Here is a 24,349-nt window from a genome sequence, read left to right as displayed (position 1 = left end):
GGGTCACAGGCCCTTCGTGGCGACGGCCGGGGTCGTGGCCGGGACGGTTGTCGGGACGTCCTCGCGCAGGAGCACGGAGAAGCGGGCGGCGAGGTAACCGCAGAGGACGCCCGTCAGTGCTCCGACGACCGTGGCGAGCAGCAGTTCGACCGGGGCGACGGACTCACTCTCGAGCAGGGCGTTCTGGACCAGGAGGGACGCGCCGACCACGGCCCCGGCCGCGGTGCCCATGAGCTGCGGAACGATACGGCCCGACCAGCCCTGCTTCCGCCCCAGCCGCCACAGCGCCACGACGACGGCCGAGGCCACGAGGAGGAACATCGGCATGTTGGAGGGCAGGGTGGGCGCCTCGCCGTCGAGGTTGTCGCGCAGCGGCAGGCCGACCGAGGCGGCGTAGGCGTGGGCCGCCACGGGGGAGAACCACCACAGGAAGGCCTGCATGGCACCCATGGTCACGGCGATCGCCCACACGATGTTCTGCCGGCCGGTGGTGAACACCGCCGTCAGCAGCAGCAGGACGGTGAACATGATGGCCCCGACGAGCCGGGGGTCGAAGGGCAGCGACAGGCTGTCGAAGGCCGCGGCGCTGAGGGGACCGAAGGTGATGAGCACGGGGATGCCGACGACGAGACCCGCCACGCCCCACCGTGTGCCGCGTGCCGCGGCGAAGACGATGAGGCTCCCCGCCATGGAGGTGGAGATGGAGAGGAACAGTCCGACGTGGGGCGGTGAGTCCAGTACGGCGTCGAAGCCGTACAGGGAGTGCCACCACAGGTCCAGCAGCCCGAAGAGGAGGAACATCGCGGACCCGGTACCGGTGACGAGGTAACCCAGCGGGGCCCGGAAGACTCCGCCGAGGACACGCACGGGCCTGCCGCCGGAGACCGGGTCCATGCGCCGGCCGGCGCGCTGGGCCGAGGTCGCGATGAGGACCATGGCCAGGCTGGCGAGACCGGCTATGGCACTGCCGGAGTACAGCAGGAGGTGAGGGAGGGTGAAGAAGGTGTCGGGGCCGACGTCCTCGTGCCACTGGATGTCCCAGCTGATGCCGAGCAGGGAGACCGAGTTGCCGAGGAGGACGGTGGAGGCCCCGTAGAGGCCGGTCCGTCGGCTGTCGGAGGCCTTGACGGCCAGGGAGGTCCGGGACGTCCCGGCCTCGGGGGCGTGGTGTGCGGTGGTCATGCGGAAGGCCTTTCTCAGCTCTCAGCCGGATATCGCAACCGGGAAGTCGAACTCGTCGGTTCTGCCGCCGTGTTCGACGCTGACGCGGAAGGTCCAGCGTCCCGGCGTCATCAGGTGGACGGTGGTGGAGTAGGCGCCGTCCCCTCGGGCGTGCGCGCTCGCCTCGGGCGTCGCGTGTCCCGCGGTGGGCAGCACGGCCTGCAGGGTGACATCGGGGAGGGGACCGTTCCGTGCGCCCCGGCGCGGTGTCAGCCGTATGCCGACGTCCGTCGCGCCGATACGGGGCCGGTCCACGGTCAGTGTGATCTCGTCGTCGGAGGTGCCTCCGGTCAGGGAGAGGGAGTCGTCGGTCCAGGAGGAGAGGAGGCCGGGGAGGAAACCCACCGTCAGCAGGGTGAGGGACACCGTCAGGAGTGCCACGGCACCGCCGTACAGGGCCCGGATCCGCGGCGGACGGGACGTGCTCGGGGCGCTCACTCCGCTCCTCCCGTCGTGGTCGCCGAAGCCGTCGCCGTCGCCGGCTGTACGTGCAGGAGGTAGGGGGAGGTGAGGAGGGTGTTGTCGCGCAAGGTCTGTATCCACAGGCGGTAGTAGCCGGGAGAGGAGAACGTGTGGACGAAGGAGACGTCCGGTCCGTAGGCGGCGACGGTCTGGTCCGCCGCACTGCCGCCGTCCAGGGGTATCAGTCCGCTCATCGAGTCACTCATCGCGTCACCCGAGCCGTTCGTGCCGTGCGCGGAATGACCGCCCGTGTCGTGCCCGGTGCCCATCTCGCCGCCCATCGAGTGCACATGGGACCAGACCTGTGCGTCCTGGGCGGCCTCGCCCAGGCGTGTGGAACTGGTCGCCTCCGCCTTGTCGAACGGTCCGACCACGAACATGTGGCCGATCATGCCGAGCCAGGGCTGGAGCGTCGCCGTGTCGCCCACCTGGACGGTCAGGATGCTCGCCACCCCCACGGTGGGTGAGGGCGCCGACAGCCGCACCGGTACGTCGCCGACCGTCCGCGTCCCCGGTCCCCGCGGAACGAGATCGGCGGGCAGGGCCCGGGCGTCGCCGTCGTCCGAGGAGCGTCCGGCCACCGTCAGCCCGGTCGCCGAGCGGACCTGCTGGACCCCGCCGCCGAGGCGGGCGAACTCCGCGGACAGGGCGTAGTGGCCGGCGACGGGCAGCCGCAGCTCGACCTCGAACGTGCCGGGCTCGGTGCGGATCGGGTGCAGGTGCCAGATCTGGCCGGTGGGCCCGATCACCAGCAGATGCACCAGGGCACCGTCGTGCACGACGAGATCGTCCGCGGGCAGGCCGGTGGAGCCGTCGGCCAGGTTCAGCCGGAGTGTGCCCGGCTCCCCCGCCCGTGCCGTCCAGGAGCTCACCGTGAGCGCGGCGGGCGGCCGTGAGTGGGTTCTCGCCGCGGGCCTGACCACCGCGTAGGGATCGGTGACGTTGTCGACCGTGGCGGCCACCTCCTGACCCGGCTCGGGCGGCGCGGGCAGGGAGGCGGACAGCAGCGCGGCGGTGACCGCGGTGGCGAGCGCGGCCACGACGCCCCCCACGGGCACGAGCACCCAACTCCCGCGCCGAGCCCGGACGGCGACGAACAGCGTCACCAGGATGAGCCCGCCGGCGGTGACGAAACCGGCGTACACGACCAGTTCCGGAGGTGACAGGACGGAGTCCGGGACGACGAACGGGATCCGCGCCTCACGGGACCCGTCGTCGACGACGAGCTCCCAGGGACCGGCGTGGTCGATGCGCAGGGCCGCGCCGTAGGCCCCCGGCGTGCTGCCGAGCTCGACCGAGGCGCTGCTGGTCGTCGTCCCGGCCGCGGCGCCGGCGGCCCGGTCCCGCGACGCGCCCGTCGCGACGGTGCGCAGGCGCAGGCTCCCGGCGGGCGTGTCCCGCAGGGTGAGCACGTCCACGTGCAGGGGGCCGGGCAGTCCGGTGACACGGCGCAGGACGAAGGTCAGGTCACGGTCGCCGAGCGTCTGCGCGATCTGCAGGTCGCCGCCCGCGTGTGCCGAGTCCGCCACGGCGGGGGAGCCCGCGGTCACGGACAGGCCCAGCGCGCAGAGCACCGCTGTCAGCGCCCGGACCGTGCGCGACGCGGTGAGCGGACGCCGGCCCGCGGACCTGCCGCGGGCGTGGGTGGGGGGTGGTTTGTCGATCACGAGGCAGACGGTAGGAACCGCGACCGCACGCTGTCGTCACGCGGCCGAGGCACCGACGGTCCCCCGCACGGGGGACCGTCCCTCCCCCGTGAGAAGGAGACCGAGGCCCGCCGGGCGCCCCCATCATGAGGAGGTGCCTGGTACAGAGACTGACTGGCAGAGACACCGTGCCCGGAGCGTGCGGACCACGTTCCGGTATGCCCGCGGAGTGAGGGGAGAAACACCGGAGAGGAAAGGGCGGTTGGCCAACCGTCGTGGCATCGGTGGGTTCTTGGGCCGGGACGCGAGCGGGTCCCTGACCCGGCAGTCCGTCATGGTGGCGGGGTTCTGCGTCGTCTCGGACGTGGTCACCTTCTGCTACGAGGGCACGTACCTGTGGCCCACCGCCGCCTTCTGGTGCCTGCTGGCGGGGATCGTCCTGGTGGACGCGGCGCTGGCGAGCGCGGCCCGTCACTCGGGAGTCGTGGCGCTCGCCCAGGCGGTCCTGGCGATCACCGGCGCCGTGGTGCTGGCCGGTCCGCTGGCCCCGTCCGGCGGCGACGGATCGCTGCCGGACATGAACGATTCCGGCATGGTCGTCGCGGCCTACCGGGCCGGGGCCTGGCTGCACGGCAGGCCGGCTCTGCTGGCCCTGCTGGCCCTGGCCGCGGGGAGCACGGTCGCCGAGATGCTCGACGAGAACGGTCTAGGCGCATGGCACACATCGCTGCTGAGCGCGGTGGACAACGCGCTGCTCGGCTGGCTCGTCGGCCGCTACACCACCGCGCGGGGCGCCCACATCGCCGAAGTGGAACAGCGGGCCGTACGGGAACGGGAGAGGGCCCAGCAGGCCCTCACGGACGCCATCGCCGAGGAGCGCAGCGCCATCGCCCGCGACCTCCACGACGTCATCGCCCATCATGTGAGCGCCATAGGCGTCCACGCCGGGGCCGCCCGCCTCGCACTGCCCTCCGCCTCCCCCGCGCGGACGCCCCGGGTGGCGACGGCGCTCGCGGCCGTGGAGACCTCCAGCCGTGCGGCCCTCCTCGACCTGCGCCGCCTCCTGGACTTCCTCCACGACAGCCCCGCGGAGGGCGCACGGCAGCCGGGGCTCGACGATCTCGACGAGCTGGTCCACGTCATGGCCGAGGCCGGCCTCGAGACGAGGATCGGCGTCGAGGGCACCCGGCAGAAGCTGGAGAGCTCACTGGACATCGCCGTCTACCGCGTGGTGCAGGAGATGCTGACCAACGCGCTCCGCCACGGCGACGGCCACGTCGACCTCACCCTCGGCTACTCGGCCTCGTCCGTCACGGTCACGGCGGTCAACCCCGTGGCCGCCTCCGGGCCCGTGCTGAAGGAGACCCCGCACCGCGGACTCGAAGGCATCAGCAGCCGGGCCGGTATGTTCGACGGATGCGCCGCGTACGGACCGGTGCGCGGCGGGACCCACTGGAAGACGACCGTCACCTTCACCGTGGAAGGCACATGAGCCTGCGCATCCTCCTGGCCGACGACCACGCCATGTTCCGCTCGGGGCTCAACGCGGCCCTGAGTACCCAGGACGACCTGTGCTGCGTCGCCGAAGTGGCCGACGGCCAGGCAGCCGTCGACGAAACCTTCAGGCTCCGGCCCGACATCGCCGTCCTGGACATCCGCATGCCGCGCCTCGACGGGCTCCGTGCCACGGAACGCATCCTCACCCGGCCGGGGAACACCACCAAGGTCATCGTGCTCACCACCTACGACGACGACGCCTACGTCCACAGCGCCCTGCGCATGGGGGCCAGCGGGTTCCTGCTGAAGAGCGTCCCCCCGGAGGAGATGATCGCGGCCGTCCGCATCGCCGCCCGGGGGGATGCCGTCATCGACCCCTCGGTCACCCGGCGTCTCAGCACCCGCTTCGCCGACAGCATCGCGCCGCCCGCCTCCTCCACCGCGCTCGAGAGGCTGACGGCCCGGGAGCACAGCGTTCTGCTGCTGCTGGCCCAGGCGCACAGCAACACGGAGATCGCACGCCGGCTGGGCGTCGGCGACGAGACGGTCAAGACGCACGTCTCACGCATCCTGGCGAAGCTGGGCCTGCGCGACCGTACCCAGGCCGTCGTGTACGCGGCCTCCCACAACCTGCTGGCACCCTCCACCGCCGCCCGTGCGCTCGACAGGGACAGCAGTGACCGCACGGACCGCACGGTCCGACGCAGGGGCAGGGGACCGCGCCGCACCGTGTGATCGGCGTGACCGGCCGGCCGGGACGGCCCCCGCCACTCTCCCGCCACCCGGCGGAGGGTGAAGTTCGTCGAGCCGGACGACGAGTCCACGTGTCACGGCTCCGCCGGGCGGGCGCCCCGCAGGAACTGTGTCACCGCGGTGTCCACGAGTCCTTCGAGCCGTCCCGGCTCGATCATGCCGCTGTTGCGCATGGACGTGATCCCCAGGACGGTGGCGTAGAGGACGAGTCCGATGTCCTCCGGATCACCCTCCGCCAACTCGCCGCGCGCCTGGCCTTCTTCGATCAGGTCGCTGATCTGCCCGAACGCTGCTGCTGCGGCCTCGGCGACCGCGGTCGCCCCCGGGCGGTGCTTGCTGGAGTTCATCAGCCCGGTCAGCGCGGCGTTCTCGGTCGCGAACCGGACGTAGGCCGCCGCGAACGCGTGCAGGCGAGCGGCCAGGTCGTCCTTCTCGTCGTTCTCGTCCACCGCGGCCCGCAGCTCCGCGCCCAGACGGACGAAGCCCGACTCGGCGAGGGCGTCCAGCAGCGCGCGTCGGTCCGCGAAGTGCCGGCGGGGCGCCGCGTGACTTACGCCGATGTCCCGCGCCAGGTCCCGCAGGGAGAGTTGGTCGACCCCGTGCACCCTCAGGCTGCGCTCCGCCGCGTCGAGTAGCTCCGTGCGGAGATTCCCGTGGTGGTAGGGCCGCTGCTCGGTGGTGTCAGGCATGGGGCCACCCTACTCATCACAATGTTGCCATTGACAACAATGTTGCCAGTGACTACTTTCGTGGCGTGTCCAGATCCTCTCCCGCCCACTTCACCACCTGACGCTCCCCCTGCCTCCTGAAAGGACCCGCACCTGTGATCCGTCCACGGAAAGATCCACGGAAGAACCCTCGTGGGCCGGACGAACTCGCCGTCGTCTCCGGTGCTTCGTCGGGCATCGGGGCCGCGACGGCGCAGGCCCTCGCCGCGAAGGGCTACCACGTCCTCGCCGGGGTACGCACCGCCAGCGAGGCCGACGCCGTCCGGGCCGACCGCATCGAACCGGTCACCTTGGACATCACCGTCCCGGAACACGTCCAGGCTCTGGCCCGGCGGATCGCAGACGACCCTGAACGGCGCGTCCTGCGTGTCCTGGTCAACAACGCGGGGATCGAGATCAACGCCCCCGTCGAGGTGCTCCCTCTTGCCCTGTGGCGCGAGCAGTTCGAGGTGAACCTCTTCGGGCACATCGCCGTCATCCAGGCGCTCCTGCCCTTCCTGCGACGGAGCCGGGGCAGGATCGTCAACATCAGTTCCGTGGGCGGAGTGGCCGCGCTGCCCGTCTTCGGGGCGTACGCGGGAACCAAGTTCGCCCTCGAAGCGGCCAGCGACTCCTTGCGCCGCGAGGTCTCGGCGCACGGCGTACAGGTGGTCGTCGTCCAGCCCGGCGGCGTCCGGACCGAGATGGCCGCCCGCAGCGGTGCCGTCTCCCTCGAACTCGCCGCCGGGATGAGCGCCGAGCACCAGCGTCTCTACGGCGACCTCATCGACGCGACGGTGTCGTCGAACACAGCCTTCCTCGAACGCGCCGTACCGGCGGCGAAGGCGGGAGCCAAGATCGCCAAGGTGGCGACCACGCCCCGCCCGCGCGCCCGGTACACCCTCGGCACGGACGCCGCCTTCGTCATCCCCCTCGCCCGTTTCCTGCCGGCCCGGGTGATGGACGGCGTCCTCGCGATGAGCCACCGGTCCCGAACCACGAACACCGCACCCACGCCCGCGCCCGAGTCCACGGGGAGTCCTTCATGACGCCGCTCGGCTTCGCCGGGTGTACGGCTCCGGTACGGGCGTTGTACGGGTCCGCAGGCGTGTCCCGGTGTTCGCGGTCCGCGTTGGACAAGGCCCCGGCGGCGGGCTGAGCGCCGCGGACGCGGGTGGGCGGGGTGCGTTCCAGGACGGGAGGACCTGAGGCATGAGCACGGTACGGGAGACGCGGAGCGGTCGGGCGGCGAAGGTGAAGAAGGAGGAGGGCGGGGGTGATCTGCCGGGGGCGTGGGCGGCGTACGGCAGGCTGCTCCAGCATCTGCGCAAGCGGGCCGGACTGAATCAGCAACAGCTCGGGGAGGCCATCGGCTACTCGATGGAGCAGGTCGCGTCGGTCGAGCAGGGGCGCCGGCCGGCGAAGGCCGCGTTCACGCGGGCGGCGGACCGGGTGCTGGAGGCGGGCGGGGTTCTGGAGGTGCTCCAGGACGAAGTGGACCGTGCCAAACTCCCGCGCTTCTTTCGCAACTTCGCGGTGATCGAGGCCGAGGTCGTCAGCCGCTTCTCGTACGATCCGCTGCTGGTGCCGGGGCTGTTGCAGACGGAGGCGTACGCGCGGGCCGTGTTCGCGGGGCACTGCCCGCCGCTGAGCGCGGAGATCATCGACCAGCACACGGAGGCACGGCTGAGTCGGCAGAAGCTGCTGACCCGGGTGCCGCTCGCGGAGCTGTCGTTCATCGTGAGTGAGGAGGCGTTGCGCGATCCGGTGGGCGGCCCGGAGGTCATGGGCGAGCAGTGGCAGCACCTGCTGGAGGTCGGCGCGTTGCGGAACGTGGAGGTGCAGGTCATGCCCGCCGGCCGGGGGTTCCATCCGGGCAAGAACGGTCCGTTCGTGGTGGTGGAGTCAGACGAACACCGGCTCTTCGGGTACTTCGAATCCCAAGGGGTCGGGTGTGTTGTCACGGATCCCGCCGAGGTCAGCGCCTTCTCGTTGCGGTATGGCAAGCTGCGATCGCAGGCCCTGAACGTCGAGGAGTCTGCGCGACTCATCGAGCGCATGATGGGAGAGACGTGAGCGTGGAGCAGGTGACCGAGAAGGCGAACGGGCTGCACTGGTCGAAGAGCAGCTACAGCGGATCAGATGGCGGCGACTGCGTCGAGGTGGCCGCCGGTCTCGACGCCGTGTACGTACGGGACTCCAAGGCCGCCGGTGGCGGGCCGGTGCTGCGGGTCGGCCGGGACGGGTGGGCGGCGTTCGTCGCGCTCACGGCGGGGTGACCGAGGCGGCCTCCGCGCAGAACGACGGCGGTGCCGGTCCCCCCTCCGGGACCCGCACCGCCGTCTCCCCCGCACCGTGCGGCTACTCCACCGTGAACTCCGCATGGAACCGCCGCGTGTGGTCCACCACCCGGACCGGCCCGGTCAGGGCGACCCTCGTCGTCAGGCGGGCGTCCGTGCTGGATGCCGACAGGCGCAGCTCCAGCTCGCCCGGTTCGACGATCCGGCGGCCGTCGCGGCCGGTGAAGGACGCCACGTCGGCCGGGACCGTGACCCGCACCCTGCGCTCCTCGCCGGGTGCCAGCTCCAGCCGGGTGTAGCCGACCAGACGCTGCACCGGCTGGACCACGGAGGCGACCGGGTCGTGCAGGTACAGCTGGACGACCTCCGTACCGGTCCGCTCCCCCGTGTTGCGCACGGTGAGGGACGCCGTGAACTCCCCGTCCGTGGGCGCCTGTTCGGCGTCCACCGTCAGGCCGCTCCACGCGAACGTCGTGTACGTCAGGCCGTGTCCGAAGCCGAACGCCGACGTCGGGTCGATGTTGGACACCTCGCTGGCCTGGGCGAGCCGGGCGCCGAGGTAGGTGGCCGGCTGGGAGCCGGGGCCGCGCGGGATGCTGACCGGGAGGCGTCCGGACGGGCTGGTGCGTCCGGAGAGCACGCCGGCGATCGCCCGGGTGCCCGCGACTCCGGGGAAGAAGGACTGCACGATCGCCGCCCCTTCCGACACCGCGCGGCCCAGCGCGTAGGGGCGGCCCGCGAGCAGGACCGTCACCACCGGGGTGCCGGAGTCCAGCAGCGCGTCCAGCAACTGCTGCTGCGCGCCCGGCAGCGCGAGGGACTCCGCGTCGCAGCCCTCGCCGCTGGTGCCGCGGCCGAACAGGCCGGCCCGGTCACCGAGCGCCACGACGACGATGTCGGCGTCACGCGCCGTGCCCACGGCCTCGGCGATGCCGGAGAGGTCACCGTCGTCGACGCCGGTGCCGCGGGCCACGGTGATCTCGGCGTCGGGGAACTCGGCAGCCAGGCTCTCGCCCAGGCTGGGCAGTTCGATGCCGACGGGGATCTCCGGGTGCTGCACGCCCACGTGCTGGGGGAAGGAGTAGCAGCCCAGTACGGCGGTGCCCTCGGCCGCGTTGGGGCCGACCAGGGCGATGCGGCGGGGCGCGGCGAGCGGCAGGGTGCCGTCGTTGGCGAGCAGGACGACCGCCTTCTCGGCGATCTCGCGGGCCAGTTCGCGGTTCTGGGGTCCGTCGAGGTCGATCGTGCCGCGCAGGGTGTCGGTGTCGTCCAGGTCGGCGCCGTGGAACGCGGGCGGCACCGGGCTCCAGTCGGGGTCGAGCAGGCCGAGCTCCGCCTTCTGGGTGAGGACACGGCGCAGGGCGCGGTCGATGAGGGACTCCGCCACCCGGCCCTCGGTGACGGCGTCCGCGAGCGGGGCGCCGAACGTCTTGACCGTGGGCAGTTCGATGTCGACGCCCGCCTGGAGCGCGGCGCCGGCCGCGTCGGCGAAGTCGCCCGCGATGCCGTGCAGCGTCTTGAGGAAGGCGATGCCGAAGTAGTCGGCGACGACCGTGCCGTCGAAGCCCCACGTGTCGCGCAGCAGCCCGGTGAGCAGCTGCTCGTCGGCGGCAGAGGGGATGCCGTCGATGTCGGTGTAGGCGTGCATGACGGAGCGGGCGCCGCCCTCGCGGATCGCCATCTCGAACGGCGGCAGCAGCACGTCGGCGCGTTCGCGCGGTCCCACGGAGGTGGGGGCGAGGTTGCGTCCGGCGCGGGAGGCCGAGTAGCCCACGAAGTGCTTGAGGGTGGCGACGATCCCGGCGGACTCCAGGCCCTGGACGTAGGCGGTGCCGATGGTGCCGACGAGGTACGGGTCCTCGCCGATGGTCTCCTCGACGCGGCCCCAGCGCAGGTCGCGGACGACGTCGAGGACGGGGGCGAGGCCCTGGTGGACGCCGACGGCGCGCATGTCGCGGCCGATGGCGGCGGCCATGCGGCGGATGACGTCCGGGTCGAAGGTGGCGCCCCAGGACAGCGGGACGGGGTAGGCGGTGGCGCCCCAGGCGGCGAAGCCGGCCAGGCACTCCTCGTGCGCGACGGCGGGGATGCCGAAGCGGTTCGCGGAGGTGATGCGGGTCTGGGTGCGCAGCAGGGAGAGCGCGCCGAGCGCCGGGTCGACGGGGGCGGTGCCGAAGGGGCGGGTGAGCTGGCCCAGGCCGGACGGCAGGAGCGCGTCGAGGTCGACGGCCTCCTCCATGTCGTGCTGGTGCGGGGCGACCTCGCCGCCGTTGGCGGAGGCGCCGACCCACACGCCGTACAGCTGGGCGATCTTCTCCTGGAGGGTCATGGCGCCGATGAGCGCCTCGACCCGGGCGGAGACGGGGTGGGAGGGATCGTTCCAGAGGGGGATTTCGGGGGTGGTCTCTACGGCCACGTTCGCGGTCACTTTCCTCCGACGCCCATCAGACCCTGGACCAGGGCGCGACGGGCGAACAGGTAGACGAGCAGGATGGGCACCATGGACAGCACCACGGCGCCCAGCAGCCCGGGGATGTCGATGCCGTGTTCGGTCTGGAAGTCGTACAGGCCCAGGGTCACGACCTTCGTGGCGTCGGACTGGGTGAGCACGAGCGGGAACAGGAAGCCGTTCCATGCCTGGAGCGCGGAGAAGACCACGATGGTGGACAGTCCGCCCCGGGACAGCGGCAGGACGAGCTGGAAGAACATCCGGCGCGGGGTGGCGCCGTCCATGGCCATGGCCTCGTACAGCTCCGGGGAGATGTCGCGCATGGCGCCGCTGAGGATGAGCGCGGACATCGGCAGGCAGAAGGCGGCCGTGGGCAGGATGACGCCGAGCAGGTTGTCGTACAGCCCGGCTTCGCTGATCAGGTAGAACATCGGCACGATCACGGCCTGGGCGGGAATCGCCAGGCCCAGCAGGAACAGCCGGAAGATCGCCGACGTGGTCCGGCCCCGGCTGCGCACGATGGCGTAGGCGAGCGGCGGGACCAGCAGCAGCACGATGCCGATCACGCAGGCGGTGACGACGAGCGTGTTGAGGAAGTACCGGCCGAAGCCCGAGTCGAAGGCGCCGGTGTAGTTGTCCAGGGTGATGCTGTCGGGGACGGAGACCGGGCCGTTCTCGGCGTAGTCCTGGCGGGTGCGCAGGGTCGCCGCGAGCATCACGTACAGGGGCAGGCCGACCAGGAAGAGCCAGACGAACGAACCGGCGCCGGCCAGGTAGTTGGGACGGCGCCTCATGACACACCTTCCATGGAGCTGCGCATCTTGTCGTAGCCGGAGACCTTCACCACGACCAGGGAGATGACGGTGGCGGCGACGACCAGGGCGAGGGCGATGGCGGAGCCGGCGCCGAAGTCGAAGCCCTTGAAGGCCTTGTCGTACATGTAGTAGGCGCTGATGGTGGTGTCGGTGCCGGGGCCGCCCTGGGTGAGGATGAGGACGGTCTCGAAGGTGGTGAGGCCACCGACGATCATCAGGATCATCGACGTGATCATGGAGTTGCGCAGCTGCGGCAGCGTGATGTGGAAGAACTGCCGGTAGCGGCCCGCGCCGTCGATCTCCGCGGCCTGGTAGAGCACCTGCGGGATGGAGCGGGCGGCGCCCTGGTAGATCAGCGTGTGGAACGGGGTGAACTGCCAGGTGCTGACGAACGCCAGGACGCCGATGGCGGTGGACTGTTCGCCGAACAGGTTGCCGTCGCCGAAGAGCCAGGAGGCGTCGGCCGGGATGCCGAAGTTCGGGTCGAGCAGGGCGCGCCACAGCACGGAGACGGCGGTGGCGGACAGCAGCAGCGGGATGAAGTAGATGACGGACAGCACGGCGCGGTTGCGCTGGTAGCCGGCGGCCCAGACGCCGAGCAGGATGCTCAGCGGGGTCTGGATGACGACGCCGAGCGCGGTCAGCAGCAGGGTGAGCCAGATGCTGTTCAGCATCACCGGGTCGTCCAACAGGCGGGACCAGTTGTCGGTGCCGACCCACTGCGGCTCGCCGATCCCGTTCCAGCTCATGAAGGACAGCACCGCGACCATGATCAGCGGGACGATCGCGAAGAGGGCGAAGAACAGGGCGGCGGGCAGCGCCCAGGCGAAGCCCGGGCGGCCCACCGTGGACACGGACGGGGAGGCGGCCGGCCGCCGCCGGGACTCCTTGCGGAGCCCGGCGGCGGGCGGGGCGCTCGTGATCTTTGTGGTCATGAGCCGTTCGTCACTCGGTCGGGAGGGCCTGCATGGCCTTGATGAAGCCGTCCGCGTCGAGCTGTCCGTTGAAGAACTGCTGGATGGCCTTGTGCATGTTGGAGGCCGCCGACTGCGGGTACGCCTGGTCCCAGGAGAGCTGGAACGACGGCGCGCCTGCCACCAGGTCGTACTGGAAGCGCGAGTACTCGGGCGTCGCGGACGTCTCGATGAACTGGTCGGTGTTGGTCGTGGTGGTGAGGTTGCCGACGTCGAGCTGCGCCTTGACGAACTCGTCGGAGTACATGAGCTCGAGGAACTTGGCGACGGCCTCGGGGTGCTTGGTCTTCTTCAGCACCGAGTAGTAGTTGTTGGTGTTGCCGGCGACGTTCTTCGGGTCGCCCTTGCCGCCCTTGACGGTCGGGAAGGCGGAGTAGCCGAGGCCCTTCCCGGCGAAGTCCGGGTGGTCGGTGAGCTGCTGGGAGTAGTACCAGGAGCCCATCAGCTCGAAGCCGGCCTTGCCCTGGGCGACCAGCGCGACCGAGCCGCCGTTGGTGTACTTGACGGAGTCGTAGTTCTTGCCGAAGGCGCCCGCGTCGACGAGGTCCCTGATCATCCCCAGGGCCTTCTTGCTCTCCGGGGCCTCCCAGGCGCTCTTGTCGCCCTCGAGGGCCTTCTGGAAGAGCTCCGGGCCCGCGATGCGGTCGTAGAGGTACTGGAACCACATCTGCGTGGGCCAGACGTCGCCGCCGCCGAGCGCGATCGGGGTGACGCCCTCGTCCTTGAGCTTCTCGACGGCGTCGAGCAGGTCGTCCCAGGTCTTCGGCGGCTGGACGCCCGCCTTCTTGAGGACGTCCTTGTTGTGGAACAGCAGCACCGGCTGCGTGCCGCGCATGGGGATGCCGTACGGCTTGCCGTCGACGACGGCGTTGTTGAAGACGGACGGGAGGAACTTGCTCTCCAGGTCCGGGTTCTTCTTGATGAAGCCGTCCAGCGGGAGGAGCAGGTCCGCCTTGACGAAGGGCTTGATGCTGCCGCCGCCCCAGTTGAAGAAGACGTCCGGGGCCTGCGGGGTGCTGATGATCGTCTGAAGCTTCTGCTGGTAGTCGGCACCGGGGATGGTGTCGAGGACCGCCTTGACGTCGGACGTCTCGTTGAACTTGTCGACGACCTGCTTCTCGATCTTGTTGGTGGCGTCCCCGTAGACCAGGATATGGATCTTGCCGTCGTCCCCCGCCGCCCCGCCGTTGCCGTCACCGCAGGCGGACAGGCTCAGGGCCAGGGCGAGCGTCGCACCGGTGGCGATCAGTCTGGGCAAGCGCGCACGTGTCTTCATCGTTCGCCTTTCGAAAGTTTCGGCAGCATCGCCGAAAGTCCATGCCGAGGGACAGTAGGTCAGACGGGAGTTGCGGTCAACGGTCGGGTCACGACTCGGCCAAACCGTTATCGACGGGCGGTGCTCTATCCTGCGGGTATGCGCGAAGACGACGAGACGAGCGGGCGTGTCACCCTGGCCGCGGTAGCGAAAGAGGCCGGGGTTTCGATGCCGACAGTTTCGAAGGTGCTCAACGGCCGTTCGGATGTCTCACGCGCCACGCGCGCCAAGGTGGAGAAGCTGCTCGACCTGCACGGCTACCGCCGGCGCGTACAGCCCGCCACCCGCTATCCGCTCGTCGAGATCGTGTTCCACGAGCTGGAGAGCGTGTGGGCGATGGAGCTGATCAGGGGCGTGGAGAACGTCGCGAAGGAGAACCGCGCGACGGTGGTGCTCACCGAGAGCGGCACCCGGCACACCCCCGGCCCGGACTGGCTGCCGGGCGTGCTGCAACGCCGGCCGCTGGGCGTGGTGCTGGTCTTCTCCAGCCTGCCGCAGGACATCAAGCGCCAACTGCGGGCGGCGGCCATACCGTTCGTCGTCATCGACCCGGCGGGCGACCCCGACCCGGACGTGCCCTCGGTCGGCTCCGCCAACTGGGCCGGCGGCCTCGCCGCCACCCGGCACCTCACCGAGCGCGGCCACCGGCGGATCGCCATCATCACCGGCCCGGGCGACATGCTGTGCTCACTGGCACGCCTCGACGGCTACCGCTCGGCGATGGCGATGGCGGGCCTGGACGTGGACCCCCGGCTGACCCGCTTCGGCGACTTCCACGTCCAGGGCGGCTTCGAACACGCCCTGGAGCTGCTGGAGGGCCCCGGCCGGCCCACGGCGATCTTCGCGGGCAGCGACCTCCAGGCGCTGGGCGTGCTGGAGGCGGCCCGCGTCAAGGGGCTGCGGGTGCCGGAGGACCTGTCGGTGGTCGGCTACGACGACGTGCCGCTCGCCCAGTGGTCCAGCCCGCCGCTCACCACGGTCCACCAGCCGCTGCGCCACATGGCCGAGGAGGCCGCCCGCATGCTGCTGCGCCCGGACGACCCGGGCGCGGCGGCCCAGCGCATCGAGCTGGCGACGCACCTGGTCGTCCGGCAGAGCACGGCTCCGCTGGAGAGGTGAGGCGGTTCGGAGGGGTACGTTCCGTGTGGGGCCGTGGGGGGCGGCGCTGGACCGTGCGGGGGGGCGGCGCGGCGGTATGACGGGCCCCGTCTCGACCCGCCTCGCGCGGGTACCCGGTGCTCCGGAGCGGAGCGGCCGGAGGAGGTGGCCGGGCATGGTGAGCGCGTCGGTGACGGTCCCGTCGGGTGCGGCGGCCCTGCGCGGTGATCTGGAGATTCCCGCGGGGGCGCGCGGTGTGGTGCTGTTCGCGCACGGCAGCGGCAGTTCGCGGCTCAGTCCGCGCAACCGGGCCGTCGCCGGGGTGCTGCGGAGGGCGGGGTTCGGCACGCTGCTGCTGGACCTGCTGACCGCGGCGGAGGAGGACGAGGACGCCGCGACGGGCCGGCACCGGTTCGACATCGGTCTGCTGGCGGGCCGGCTCGCGCACGCCGTGGACTGGCTGGAGGACCGGCCGGACGCGGTGGACCTGCCGGTGGGGCTGTTCGGGGCCAGTACGGGAGCGGCGGCGGCGCTGGTCGCGGCGACGGAGCGGCCGCGGCGGGTGTCGGCGGTCGTCTCGCGGGGCGGACGGCCCGACCTGGCGGGCGACGCGCTGGGCCTGGTGGCGTGCCCGGTGCTGCTCGTCGTGGGCGGGGCGGACCTGGAGGTGCTGGACCTCAACCGCGGGGCCGCGCGGCGGCTGTCCGCGCCGCACCGGCTGGACGTGGTGCCGGGCGCCACGCACCTGTTCGGCGAGCCGGGCGCGCTGGAGCGGGTCGCGGAGCTGGCCGCCGGATGGTTCGGCGAGCATCTGGGGTGAGGAGCGCGCGGGCGAGCCGCGGCAGGGGTGCGTGCCGCGGCTCGCCGCCGTTCTCAGCAGGTGACGCGGGAGGCTCAGCCGGCGGTGCAGGAGACCGTCGGCCAGTTCCAGTTGCCGTTGGTCTGGATCGTGACCCCCCAGTTGTTCCCGCTGCCGTTGGGCCGGGCGACGAGGGTCTGGCTGTTGGGGTAGGAGGTGCTGACGTTCCAGGTGCTCAGCACCCTCGCCGGGGACGGCACGTTCATCGTCACGGTCCAGTTGTTCGAGCCGCCGACCGAGACGTTGAGGTTGTAGCGGTCGCCCCAGCTGCTGCCCGCGGACAGCGTCGCGGTGCAGGAGCCGCCTGAGCCGTCCCCTCCCCCGCCGCCGGAGCCGTCGGGGGCCACCGCGCGGCCGGTCTGCGGGGAGATCATGCCGGCGCACAGCCCGCGTGAGGCGAGGTTCTGCGCGATGCGCGGGATGGCGGCGATGGTGTTCGCCGGCCAGTCGTGCATCAGGATGACCTGCCCGTTGTTCAGCCGGGAGGCGGCCTGCACGATGGCGTCGGTGCTCGCGTTGTTCCAGTCCTGCGAGTCGACGTCCCAGATGACCTCGGTGAGCCCGTACTTGGCGGCCGCGGCCTTCAGGGTGGAGTTGGTCTCGCCGTACGGCGGGCGGAACAACTTCGGGGTGCCGCCCCCGCCGTTCGCGATCGCCTGCTGGGTGCGGGAGATCTCCGACTCCATCTGCGCCTGGCTCAGCTGGGTCATGTGGGGGTGGGTGTAGCTGTGGTTGGCGACCCACATGCCCGCGTCCACCTGCGCCTTGACCAGGGACGGGTTGGCGGCGGCGTTCTGGCCCTGGTTGAACATGGTGGCCCGCAGGCCGTTCTGCTTCAGCGCGTTGAGCAGATTCATGGTGCTGCCGGCCGCGGGGCCGTCGTCGAAGGTGAGCGCGACGTACCCGTTGCAGGCCGCCGCCTGTGCGGGGGCGGCGCCGACGCCCGTGGTCACGCCGGCCGCCACGGTCAGCGCGGCGGCGGCCACACCCGGGACCAGGTACCGGGCGACGGGGTGTCTCTTTCCGGTGCTCATGTGTGGGGGTCCTCCTCGTACGGGGTCAGCCGAGGTCCGATGCCGTGTCAGTGTTGGTCTGAGCGCGTCAAGCGTCAATGGTTTCGGTACGAGTTTCGAAAAGTTCGAGCACCGAGAGGAGGTGACGTGATGTCATTCAGCCAGTTCAGCGGCCAAAGGGTGACGCCTGGGCGACGAGGAGGCGGAAAGCACCCTGGGAGCACACCGAAGACCGATCATGTACGCACGAAACTTTCGCATCACATCGGCGACGTCCAGCGCGGGGCCGTCTCCGCCCACGCGGCGTCCCAGCGGGCGAGGTTGCGGCGGTGCAGCAGCATGCCGGTGACGGTGTGCGCGACGGCGCCCGCGAGGGCGACGCCGATCGCGGCGAGCAGCGCCCAGCCCGCGGCGCGGCTGCGGACCTCCCTGCCGGTCAGCGGCGCGTCGCTCGCCTCGCCGGAGGAGTCGGTCCAGATGCGGACGGTGCTGCCGGCGGTCAGCCCCGGCGGGACCTCCGCGCGGGTGGTGCGGGTCCGTCCCTCTCGGGTGACGACCCGGACCTCGACCGGGTAGCGGGTCCTGCGCTCCTCGTCCGAGCCCGGCTCCGGATGCCGGGGCGCGTCGTGGAGGAGGGTCGCGTCGGTGAGGTGGCGCGTCTGCCGCTGGTGACGTGCGACGTCCTGGTAGTGCCGGTGGGCCGAGTCGCCCACCAGGGCGGCGGCCACGGGGGCCGCGGCCAGGACGGCGAGCAGCACCCCGAGCCCCAGCCAGGCCCGCACCGTGTCGGTACGGCGACGCAGCGGGTTGGGCCGCAGGCGCCGGAGCAGGGGACGCCTCGGAGGGCCGGGAAGCGGCTGCGGCGGAGGTACGGGGCCCGCCACGTCACGGCTCCTTCCGGTAACGGTAACGGTAGCGGTCGCGGTCGCGGTCCGGACCGGGTCAGAGGATGCCGCCGGCGAACGGATGGCCGGGCGCGGCGGACGGATGGCGGTGCGCGGCGGACAGCAGTGCCGCGGCGCCGCGGACGGCGGCGGTGTGCGGGGACGGCACGGGTTGCACCGCGCAGTTCAGTGCGCCCGGCAGGCCGCCGGTGATGTCGGGGCGCAGCGCTCCTCCTCCGGCCAGCAGCACGCCGCGGCGCAGCGCGGTGCGGGTGAGGGAGGTGCGGTCCTGCCGCAGCATCGCCGTCACCATGCCGACCACCGCGTCGGTGATCAGCTCCGGAGGTGTGCCGTCGGACAGGTCGGCGGTGCCCAGCGCCGTGCGCCGGGCGTCGGTGACCGCGCCGTCGGCGAGCAGCACCACCTCGGTGAGGTGCGCGCCGATGTCCGCCACCAGCAGCGGCCGGATGTGATCGGCGCCGGCGGCCAGCGCGACCGCCCGCGCGCCGGGGACCGTCAGTACGGCGCGCGGGCGGAGCACCTCCACCGCCGTACGGGCCGCGGCGCGGAACGCCGGGCCGTCCAGCACCGGGGAGGTGACGACGACCAGCGGGCGGCCGATCCTCGGCATGCGGTGGCCGAGCAGCCGCTGAAGCATGCGCGCGGCGCCGGGGGTGTCGACGATGGCGCCGCGCCGGACGGGGCGGACGGCGCCGGGGAACGTCACGGTGGGCACGTCCAGGACCATGCCGCGCCCGGTGACGAACGCGCGGGTGCGAGCGCTGCCCAGGTCGAGAGCGAGACCCGGGCAGCGCCTGCACAGCGGCAGGTGCCGGTGCCGTACGGGAGCCGGCCGGGGGTACCGGACCACGGTCACCGGCCGGCCTCCCGCAGCTGCCGGCAGCGCCCGCAGTGGCGGGCCTGGGGGACGATCAGCAGGCGGTGGCGCTCGACCGGGCGGCGGCAGAGATGACAGACGCCGTAGGTCCCGGCGTCCATCCGGGCCAGCGCCTCCTCGACGTCGGCGAGCACCATGCGGGCGGACGCGGCGAGCTTGACGCCGACCTCGATCCGCCCGGCGTCCTCGCGGAGGCGGCGGTCGTCGGCGCGGCTCGCCGTGGCCAACTGCCGCAGCTGCTCCCGGCGGAACAGCAGCTGCTGGTGCAGGTTCTCACGGAGCTCGGCGAGGTCCTCGGCGCTGAGGATCTCGTCGTACTCGCCGATGGTCCGGATGGTCTGACGGGTCACCACTGCACCTCTCGGGCAGAGCGGGGCGGACGGTCGTGGGAGCGGTCGGACAGGCCTAGGCCGCGCGCCGGCAGCCGACGCAGTACCGGGTGTGCGGCAGGATCTCCAGCCGCTCCGGCGGTACCGGCTTCGAGCAGCCCAGGCAGGTGCCGTAGGTGCCGTCCTCGACGCGCGCGAAGGCCTCGTCGATCTCCCGCAGGACCCGCACGATGGCGTCCCTCTGGTTCGACATCAGGTGGTCGCCGGGGCTGTCCCCGGTTTCGTCCAGCGCCTTGAGCTGCGCGAGCCTGGTCGTCCGGGCGTGCTCCAGACGCCGGCGGACCTCGTCCGCGGCGAGGTTCGCGGCCCGGGTGTCGGTGCGGGGCAGATCGAGGGACACGGGTTCCTCCTGAGGACGTACGGGATGACGCTTCCACCCTGGCCCGGCCCCGCCTGCCTTCCCATCGGGCGCGGGACCCATCTGTGCCGGGTCCGGGGACCCACCCCGCGCGGTAGGGGTCCGCCGGCCGGAGGGAAATGGGGCGTGGAGCCCATCGACCGGGCCGGGGCGGCCGGGGCAGGCTGGCCGGTGTCCACCGGGACCAGGGGGTCGCCGCCGCATCGGGGGCCGAGGTGACCGACAGTAGAGGCAGACGAGAAAGAGGAAGGCGTGACCTCCGTGTCCCTGTACTGGCGGATCTTCGGTCTGAACGCCGTGGTGCTCGGCAGCGCCACGGCGCTGCTGCTGTGGGCTCCGGTGACCGTGTCCGTGCCGGTGCTGCTGACGGAGGCGGTGATCCTCGTCGGCGGTCTCGTCGTGATGCTCGTGGCCAACGCGGCGCTGCTGCGCCTCGGTCTGGCACCCCTGGACCGGGTGACGCGGCTGATGACCACCGTCGACCTGCTGCGCCCCGGCCAGCGGCTGCCCGTGCGGGGCGGCGGCGAGGTGGCCGGTCTGGTGAGCGCCTTCAACGCCATGCTGGAGCGTCTGGAGGGGGAACGCGCCGCGAGCAGCGCCCGCGCGATCCTCGCCCAGGAGGGTGAGCGGCGCCGTATCGCCCAGGAGTTGCACGACGAGGTGGGGCAGAGCATGACGGCCGTGCTGCTGGCCCTGAAGCGGGCGTCGGACGAGGCGTCGGAGCCGCTGCGCGAGGAGCTGGTGCAGGCGCAGGAGATCACCCGGGGCAGCCTGGACGAGGTACGGCGGCTGGTGCGCCGGCTGCGCCCCGGGGTGCTGGACGACCTCGGCCTGGTGAGCGCGGTGACGTCGCTGACCACGGAGTTCGCCACGCACACCGGGCTGCGTGTGGTGCGCCGCTTCGACCCCGACCTGCCCGCCCTGGACCAGGAGACGGAGCTGGTGCTCTACCGGGTGGCGCAGGAGGGCCTGACCAACGCGGCCCGGCACGCCGAGGCCCGCCGGGTGGAGGTGGTCCTGCGGAGCGCCGAGGAGGGTGTCGTGCTGGAGGTGGCCGACGACGGGCGGGGCATCGGCGCCGCCCGGGAGGGCGCGGGACTTCGCGGCATGCGTGAACGGGCCCTGCTGATCGGGGCCGCGCTGGACATCCGGAGCCCGGACATCCGGAACCCGGACATCCGGAGCCCGGACCAGGACTCCGCGACAGGAACCGGTACCCGTGTCCGGCTGACCGTGCCGGCCGTCAGGAAGCAGTCATGAACCACCAGGACTTTCCCGCCGGCCGCCCGGCGGACCCGATCCGCATCCTCCTCGCCGACGACCACGCGCTGGTACGGCGCGGTGTCCGGCTCATCCTCGACCGGGAGCCGGACCTGGAGGTGGTCGCGGAGGCAGGCGACGGCGCCGAGGCGATCGCGCTGGCCCGCACCCACGAGGTGGACCTCGCGGTGCTGGACATCGCCATGCCGCGGCTGACCGGTCTCCAGGCGGCGCGGGAGCTTTCCGCGCTGAAGCCGGGGCTGCGCATCCTGATGCTGACGATGCACGACAACGAGCAGTACCTGTTCCAGGCGCTGAAGGCCGGGGCGGGCGGCTATGTGCTGAAGTCCGTCGCCGACCGTGACCTGGTCGCCGCCTGCCGGGCGGCGATGCGCGACGAGCCGTTCCTGTACCCGGGGGCCGTGACCGCCCTGATTCGCAATTACCTGGACCGGGTACGGCACGGGGAAGAGGCGCCCGAGCGGCTGCTGACCCCGCGTGAGGAGGAGGTGCTGAAGCTGGTCGCCGAGGGGCACTCGTCGAAGGAGATCGCGGAGCTGCTGTTCATCAGCGTCAAGACGGTGCAGCGGCACCGGGAGAACCTGCTGCACAAGCTGGGGCTGCGGGACCGCCTGGAACTGACGCGCTACGCCATCCGCGCGGGGCTCGTGGAGCCTTGACCGTCCACGCTCCGGGCCCTGCCGCTCGGCTTCCGCTGAGGGCCGTCGCGGCGCTTCTGGCCGCGCTCGCGGCCGTTCTGCTGGCCCTCGGCTCCGCGCCCGGCACGGCCCCCGTGCCGTCGGCCACGCAGACCTCGGCCGCCCCGGCGTACTCCTCCGGAACGCAGCCGCGCAGCGACGAGGCGTACGTCGCCGCCCGTACGGTGCTCGCCCGGCCGGAGCGGGACGCCGGCGAGCGCGACACGGCCGCCGGCCCGCTGCTGTTCACGCCCGCGTACACGCCGCGCGTCCCGCCCCGGCCCGCGCGCCCCGCGCCCGCCGCCGGTCACGCCGCCCCCGCAGCCGCACACGTCCCGGCGGACCTGGGCCGGGCGCCGCCCACCGCCTCCAGCACCTGAAAAACACCCCCCTTTCCCTTTCCGCGTGCCCGTCGACGGGCACGTGTGCCGTGCTGGAGGCACTTGTGAAACGTCCCGCCCGCGTCAGGGCGTTGTTCGCGCTTGCCGTGATCGCCGTGTCCGTGTTCGTCGCCGTCACCGTCCCGGTCCGTCTCGGACTGGACCTGCGGGGCGGCACCCAGATCGTGCTGGAGACCCGTTCCACCGAGACGCTGAAGGCCGACGCCGAGGCCACCGACCGCACCCTGGAGGTGCTGCGCGGCAGGATCGACGCGCTCGGCGTCGCCGAACCGGGCATCGTCCGCTCCGGTGACAACCGGATCATCGTCGAGCTGCCCGGGGTGCAGGACCCGCGGAAGGCCGCCGACGTGCTCGGCCGTACCGCGCAGCTCTCCGTGCACCCCGTCCAGGGGCCGGGCACGGGAGGCGACGGGAAGCTCCCGCCGGGAGAGCGCGTGCTGCCCGACGAGTCGGGCGAGTTGCTGCACCTCGGCAGGGCCGCCCTCGGCGGCCAGGACGTCAAGAGCGCCGAGTCCCGCTTCGACCCGCAGAGCGGCGCCGGCTGGCACGTCACCGTCGGCTTCGAGGACGGCGAGGGCTGGGCCCGGCTGACCGGTGAGGCCGCCTGCCACCCGGCGGGCGACCCGCGACGCCGGGTGGCCATCGTGCTCGACGACAAGGTCATCTCCTCTCCGCAGGTCGACCCGTCGGTGGCGTGCGGTGCGGGCATCACCGGCGGGTCCACGCAGATCACCGGCTCCTTCACCAGCGACGAGGCGAAGGAGCTCGCGCTGCTCGTGCACGGCGGCGCGCTGCCGGTGCCGGTGGAGACGGTGGAGCAGCGGACCGTCGGCCCGACGCTGGGCGCCGAGGCGATCCGCGCCAGCGCCTGGGCGGCCGTCGTCGGCACCGCCCTCACGGCGCTCTTCGTCATCGTCGTCTACCGCCTCATGGGCCTGCTCGCCGTCGTGGCCCTGCTCTGCTACGGCCTGATCTCCTACGCCGGTCTCGCCGCCCTCGGCGCGACGCTGACCCTGCCCGGCCTCGCCGGTTTCGTTCTGGCGATCGGCATGGCCGTGGACGCGAACGTGCTGGTGTTCGAGCGTGCCCGGGAGGAGTACGCGGGACGCCGCCGGCCCAGCGGGCGGTCGGCCCTGACGGCCGGCTTCAAGGGCGCGTTCAGCGCGATCGCGGACTCCAACGTGACCACGCTGATCGCGGCGGCGCTGCTGTTCGTGCTGGCGTCCGGCCCGGTCAAGGGCTTCGGCGTCACGCTGGGCATCGGTGTGCTGGCGTCCATGGTCAGCGCGCTGGTGATCACGCGGGTGCTCGCGGAGTTCGCGGTGGCGCGCCGCCGGGTGCACCGGCGTCCCGGTGTCACGGGGCTGGCCTCCGTGGGCCGGGTGCGCGCCTGGCTCACCCGCCGCGACCCGCAGCTGATGCGCCGCCCGCGCCGCTGGCTGGCGGTGTCGGCCGTGGTGCTGGCCGTCGCCGCGGCGGGCATCGTCGTACGGGGGCTGAACTTCGGCGTGGAGTTCACCGGCGGCCGGCTGATCGAGTACGCCACCGAGCGGACCGTCGCCCCGGACCGGGCCCGTGCCGCGCTCGCCGACGCCGGTTTCCCGCAGGCCGTCGTGCAGTCGTCCGGCGACAACGGCCTGACCGTGCGCACCGAGGAGCTGACGAACGAGGAGGCGGTGAAGGTCGCCGAGGCCGTCGCCGAGGCCGGCGGCGGGGCGGAGAAGGTCCGCGACGAGCTGATCGGCCCGAGCCTCGGCGACGAGCTGCGACGCAACGCGCTGCTGGCGCTCGGCCTCGCGCTCGTCGCCCAACTGCTGTATCTGGCCGTGCGGTTCCGGTGGATGTTCGGCGCGGGCGCGGTGGCCGCGCTGGCGCACGACGTGGTGATCCTCACCGGTGTCTTCGCCTGGCTGGGCAAGCCGGTCGACGGTGTGTTCCTGGCGGCGCTGCTCACGGTGATCGGCTACTCGGTGAACGACTCGGTGGTGGTCTTCGACCGCATCCGCGAACTGTGGCGCAAGGACGCGAAGGCGCCGCTGGCCCGGGTCACCAACCAGGCGATCCTCCAGACGGTGCCGCGGACGGTGAACACGGGCATCGGCGTGATGTTCATCCTGGCCGCGCTGGCGCTGCTGGGCGGCGACTCGCTGACGGACTTCGCCCTGGCGCTGCTCATCGGGATGGTCGTCGGCACGTACTCCTCGGTGCTCACCGCGTCCCCCCTCGCGATCGAGCTGGACGCCCGTGCGGGCGGCGGAAAGCGGCCCCGCAGGACCGCCCCGCGCACACCGGCCCCCCGAACGGAGCGCACGCCGACCGAGGTGTGACACGAGGGGGTGCGGGCGGTTGTGC

General features: G+C 72.3%; 24 protein-coding genes. 11 read left to right on the top strand and 13 right to left on the bottom strand.

All coding sequences use genetic code 11. The annotated features are described in order from the left end of the window. Positions 1-3 precede the first annotated feature (3 nt). Genes ACFOSY_RS12315 through ACFOSY_RS12305 form a run of 3 tightly spaced genes read right to left on the bottom strand, consistent with a single transcriptional unit; the run spans position 4 to position 3,350 of the window. On the bottom strand, positions 4-1,182 hold the full coding sequence (locus tag ACFOSY_RS12315; protein WP_394306806.1) for a hypothetical protein: 1,179 nt from the start codon (positions 1,180-1,182) through the stop codon (positions 4-6). 21 nt (positions 1,183-1,203) lie between these two features. After that, a complete protein-coding gene (locus ACFOSY_RS12310; protein ID WP_394306805.1) occupies positions 1,204-1,602 on the bottom strand; it encodes a hypothetical protein in 399 nt (132 codons plus the stop codon). Positions 1,603-1,655: 53 nt separating this feature from the next. Beyond that, entirely contained in the window at positions 1,656-3,350 is a 1,695-nt protein-coding gene (locus ACFOSY_RS12305) for a hypothetical protein (RefSeq protein ID WP_394306804.1), read from the bottom strand. Positions 3,351-3,591: 241 nt separating this feature from the next. On the opposite strand from ACFOSY_RS12305, the gene ACFOSY_RS12300 reads away from it, so the two are divergent. Together ACFOSY_RS12300 and ACFOSY_RS12295 are read left to right on the top strand one after the other, a co-directional pair. Beyond that, a complete protein-coding gene (locus ACFOSY_RS12300; RefSeq protein ID WP_394306803.1) occupies positions 3,592-4,821 on the top strand; it encodes a sensor histidine kinase in 1,230 nt (409 codons plus the stop codon). Next, entirely contained in the window at positions 4,818-5,561 is a 744-nt protein-coding gene (locus ACFOSY_RS12295; RefSeq protein WP_394306802.1) for a response regulator, read from the top strand. Before ACFOSY_RS12300 ends, ACFOSY_RS12295 begins: the two co-directional genes overlap by 4 nt. A 92-nt stretch (positions 5,562-5,653) precedes the next feature. Here the strand turns inward: ACFOSY_RS12295 and ACFOSY_RS12290 are convergent, their stop codons facing one another. Continuing rightward, complete coding sequence (locus tag ACFOSY_RS12290; protein ID WP_394306801.1) at positions 5,654-6,268, bottom strand: TetR/AcrR family transcriptional regulator; 615 nt, start codon at positions 6,266-6,268, stop codon at positions 5,654-5,656. A gap of 134 nt (positions 6,269-6,402) precedes the next feature. Here ACFOSY_RS12290 and ACFOSY_RS12285 point away from each other — a divergent pair, with 134 nt between their 5' ends. The 3 genes from ACFOSY_RS12285 (at position 6,403) to ACFOSY_RS12275 (ending at position 8,565) form a co-directional block, all read left to right on the top strand. Then, the gene (locus ACFOSY_RS12285; RefSeq protein WP_394306800.1) at positions 6,403-7,335 is read left to right on the top strand and encodes an SDR family NAD(P)-dependent oxidoreductase; all 933 of its coding nucleotides are present in this window, start codon (positions 6,403-6,405) and stop codon (positions 7,333-7,335) included. Between the two features lie 163 nt (positions 7,336-7,498). Next, entirely contained in the window at positions 7,499-8,362 is an 864-nt protein-coding gene (locus tag ACFOSY_RS12280; protein WP_394306799.1) for a helix-turn-helix domain-containing protein, read from the top strand. Further along, complete coding sequence (locus tag ACFOSY_RS12275; protein ID WP_394306798.1) at positions 8,359-8,565, top strand: DUF397 domain-containing protein; 207 nt, start codon at positions 8,359-8,361, stop codon at positions 8,563-8,565. The genes ACFOSY_RS12280 and ACFOSY_RS12275 overlap by 4 nt, the downstream gene beginning before the upstream one ends. Before the next feature lie 82 nt (positions 8,566-8,647). Here the strand turns inward: ACFOSY_RS12275 and ACFOSY_RS12270 are convergent, their stop codons facing one another. The 4 genes from ACFOSY_RS12270 to ACFOSY_RS12255 are packed head-to-tail and all read right to left on the bottom strand — an operon-like array spanning position 8,648 to position 14,100. Beyond that, a complete protein-coding gene (locus ACFOSY_RS12270; RefSeq protein ID WP_394306797.1) occupies positions 8,648-11,014 on the bottom strand; it encodes a beta-xylosidase/alpha-l-arabinosidase in 2,367 nt (788 codons plus the stop codon). Further along, positions 11,011-11,829: a carbohydrate ABC transporter permease gene (locus tag ACFOSY_RS12265; protein WP_394306796.1), complete on the bottom strand. Its 819-nt coding sequence runs from the start codon at positions 11,827-11,829 to the stop codon at positions 11,011-11,013. The genes ACFOSY_RS12270 and ACFOSY_RS12265 overlap by 4 nt, the downstream gene beginning before the upstream one ends. Then, a complete protein-coding gene (locus ACFOSY_RS12260; protein WP_394306795.1) occupies positions 11,826-12,785 on the bottom strand; it encodes a carbohydrate ABC transporter permease in 960 nt (319 codons plus the stop codon). The genes ACFOSY_RS12265 and ACFOSY_RS12260 overlap by 4 nt, the downstream gene beginning before the upstream one ends. Before the next feature lie 10 nt (positions 12,786-12,795). Beyond that, on the bottom strand, positions 12,796-14,100 hold the full coding sequence (locus tag ACFOSY_RS12255; RefSeq protein ID WP_394306794.1) for an ABC transporter substrate-binding protein: 1,305 nt from the start codon (positions 14,098-14,100) through the stop codon (positions 12,796-12,798). 138 nt (positions 14,101-14,238) lie between these two features. Here ACFOSY_RS12255 and ACFOSY_RS12250 point away from each other — a divergent pair, with 138 nt between their 5' ends. Beyond that, positions 14,239-15,258 carry a LacI family DNA-binding transcriptional regulator gene (locus ACFOSY_RS12250; protein ID WP_394306793.1) on the top strand — a complete coding sequence of 340 codons (1,020 nt, stop codon included), beginning with the start codon at positions 14,239-14,241 and terminating at the stop codon, positions 15,256-15,258. Between the two features lie 154 nt (positions 15,259-15,412). Beyond that, positions 15,413-16,057: a dienelactone hydrolase family protein gene (locus ACFOSY_RS12245; protein ID WP_394306792.1), complete on the top strand. Its 645-nt coding sequence runs from the start codon at positions 15,413-15,415 to the stop codon at positions 16,055-16,057. Positions 16,058-16,131: 74 nt separating this feature from the next. Here the strand turns inward: ACFOSY_RS12245 and ACFOSY_RS12240 are convergent, their stop codons facing one another. From ACFOSY_RS12240 to ACFOSY_RS12220, 5 genes are all read right to left on the bottom strand, one after another. Continuing rightward, positions 16,132-17,130, bottom strand: coding sequence for a polysaccharide deacetylase family protein (locus tag ACFOSY_RS12240; protein ID WP_394306791.1), 999 nt, complete (start codon positions 17,128-17,130; stop codon positions 16,132-16,134). A gap of 239 nt (positions 17,131-17,369) precedes the next feature. After that, entirely contained in the window at positions 17,370-17,993 is a 624-nt protein-coding gene (locus ACFOSY_RS12235) for an Rv1733c family protein (protein ID WP_394306790.1), read from the bottom strand. A 58-nt stretch (positions 17,994-18,051) separates the two neighbouring features. Further along, on the bottom strand, positions 18,052-18,870 hold the full coding sequence (locus tag ACFOSY_RS12230; protein WP_394306789.1) for a rod shape-determining protein: 819 nt from the start codon (positions 18,868-18,870) through the stop codon (positions 18,052-18,054). Then, positions 18,867-19,241 carry a TraR/DksA family transcriptional regulator gene (locus ACFOSY_RS12225; protein ID WP_394306788.1) on the bottom strand — a complete coding sequence of 125 codons (375 nt, stop codon included), beginning with the start codon at positions 19,239-19,241 and terminating at the stop codon, positions 18,867-18,869. The genes ACFOSY_RS12230 and ACFOSY_RS12225 overlap by 4 nt, the downstream gene beginning before the upstream one ends. A 55-nt stretch (positions 19,242-19,296) precedes the next feature. Next, the gene (locus ACFOSY_RS12220) at positions 19,297-19,620 is read right to left on the bottom strand and encodes a TraR/DksA family transcriptional regulator (RefSeq protein ID WP_394306787.1); all 324 of its coding nucleotides are present in this window, start codon (positions 19,618-19,620) and stop codon (positions 19,297-19,299) included. Positions 19,621-19,890: 270 nt separating this feature from the next. On the opposite strand from ACFOSY_RS12220, the gene ACFOSY_RS12215 reads away from it, so the two are divergent. From ACFOSY_RS12215 to secD, 4 genes are all read left to right on the top strand, one after another. After that, positions 19,891-20,898: a HAMP domain-containing sensor histidine kinase gene (locus tag ACFOSY_RS12215; RefSeq protein WP_394306786.1), complete on the top strand. Its 1,008-nt coding sequence runs from the start codon at positions 19,891-19,893 to the stop codon at positions 20,896-20,898. Further along, on the top strand, positions 20,895-21,578 hold the full coding sequence (locus ACFOSY_RS12210) for a response regulator (protein ID WP_394306785.1): 684 nt from the start codon (positions 20,895-20,897) through the stop codon (positions 21,576-21,578). Before ACFOSY_RS12215 ends, ACFOSY_RS12210 begins: the two co-directional genes overlap by 4 nt. Beyond that, the gene (locus tag ACFOSY_RS12205; protein WP_394306784.1) at positions 21,575-21,976 is read left to right on the top strand and encodes a hypothetical protein; all 402 of its coding nucleotides are present in this window, start codon (positions 21,575-21,577) and stop codon (positions 21,974-21,976) included. Before ACFOSY_RS12210 ends, ACFOSY_RS12205 begins: the two co-directional genes overlap by 4 nt. Before the next feature lie 65 nt (positions 21,977-22,041). Next, the gene (gene secD / locus ACFOSY_RS12200; RefSeq protein ID WP_394306783.1) at positions 22,042-24,324 is read left to right on the top strand and encodes a protein translocase subunit SecD; all 2,283 of its coding nucleotides are present in this window, start codon (positions 22,042-22,044) and stop codon (positions 24,322-24,324) included. Positions 24,325-24,349 lie beyond the last annotated feature (25 nt).

The sequence above is a fragment of the Streptomyces lusitanus genome (assembly GCF_042647945.1).
Taxonomy (GTDB): domain Bacteria; phylum Actinomycetota; class Actinomycetes; order Streptomycetales; family Streptomycetaceae; genus Streptomyces; species Streptomyces pseudogriseolus.
The sequence above is the reverse complement of the archived record's forward strand: the minus strand, read 5'-3'. Positions and strand labels throughout refer to the sequence as shown.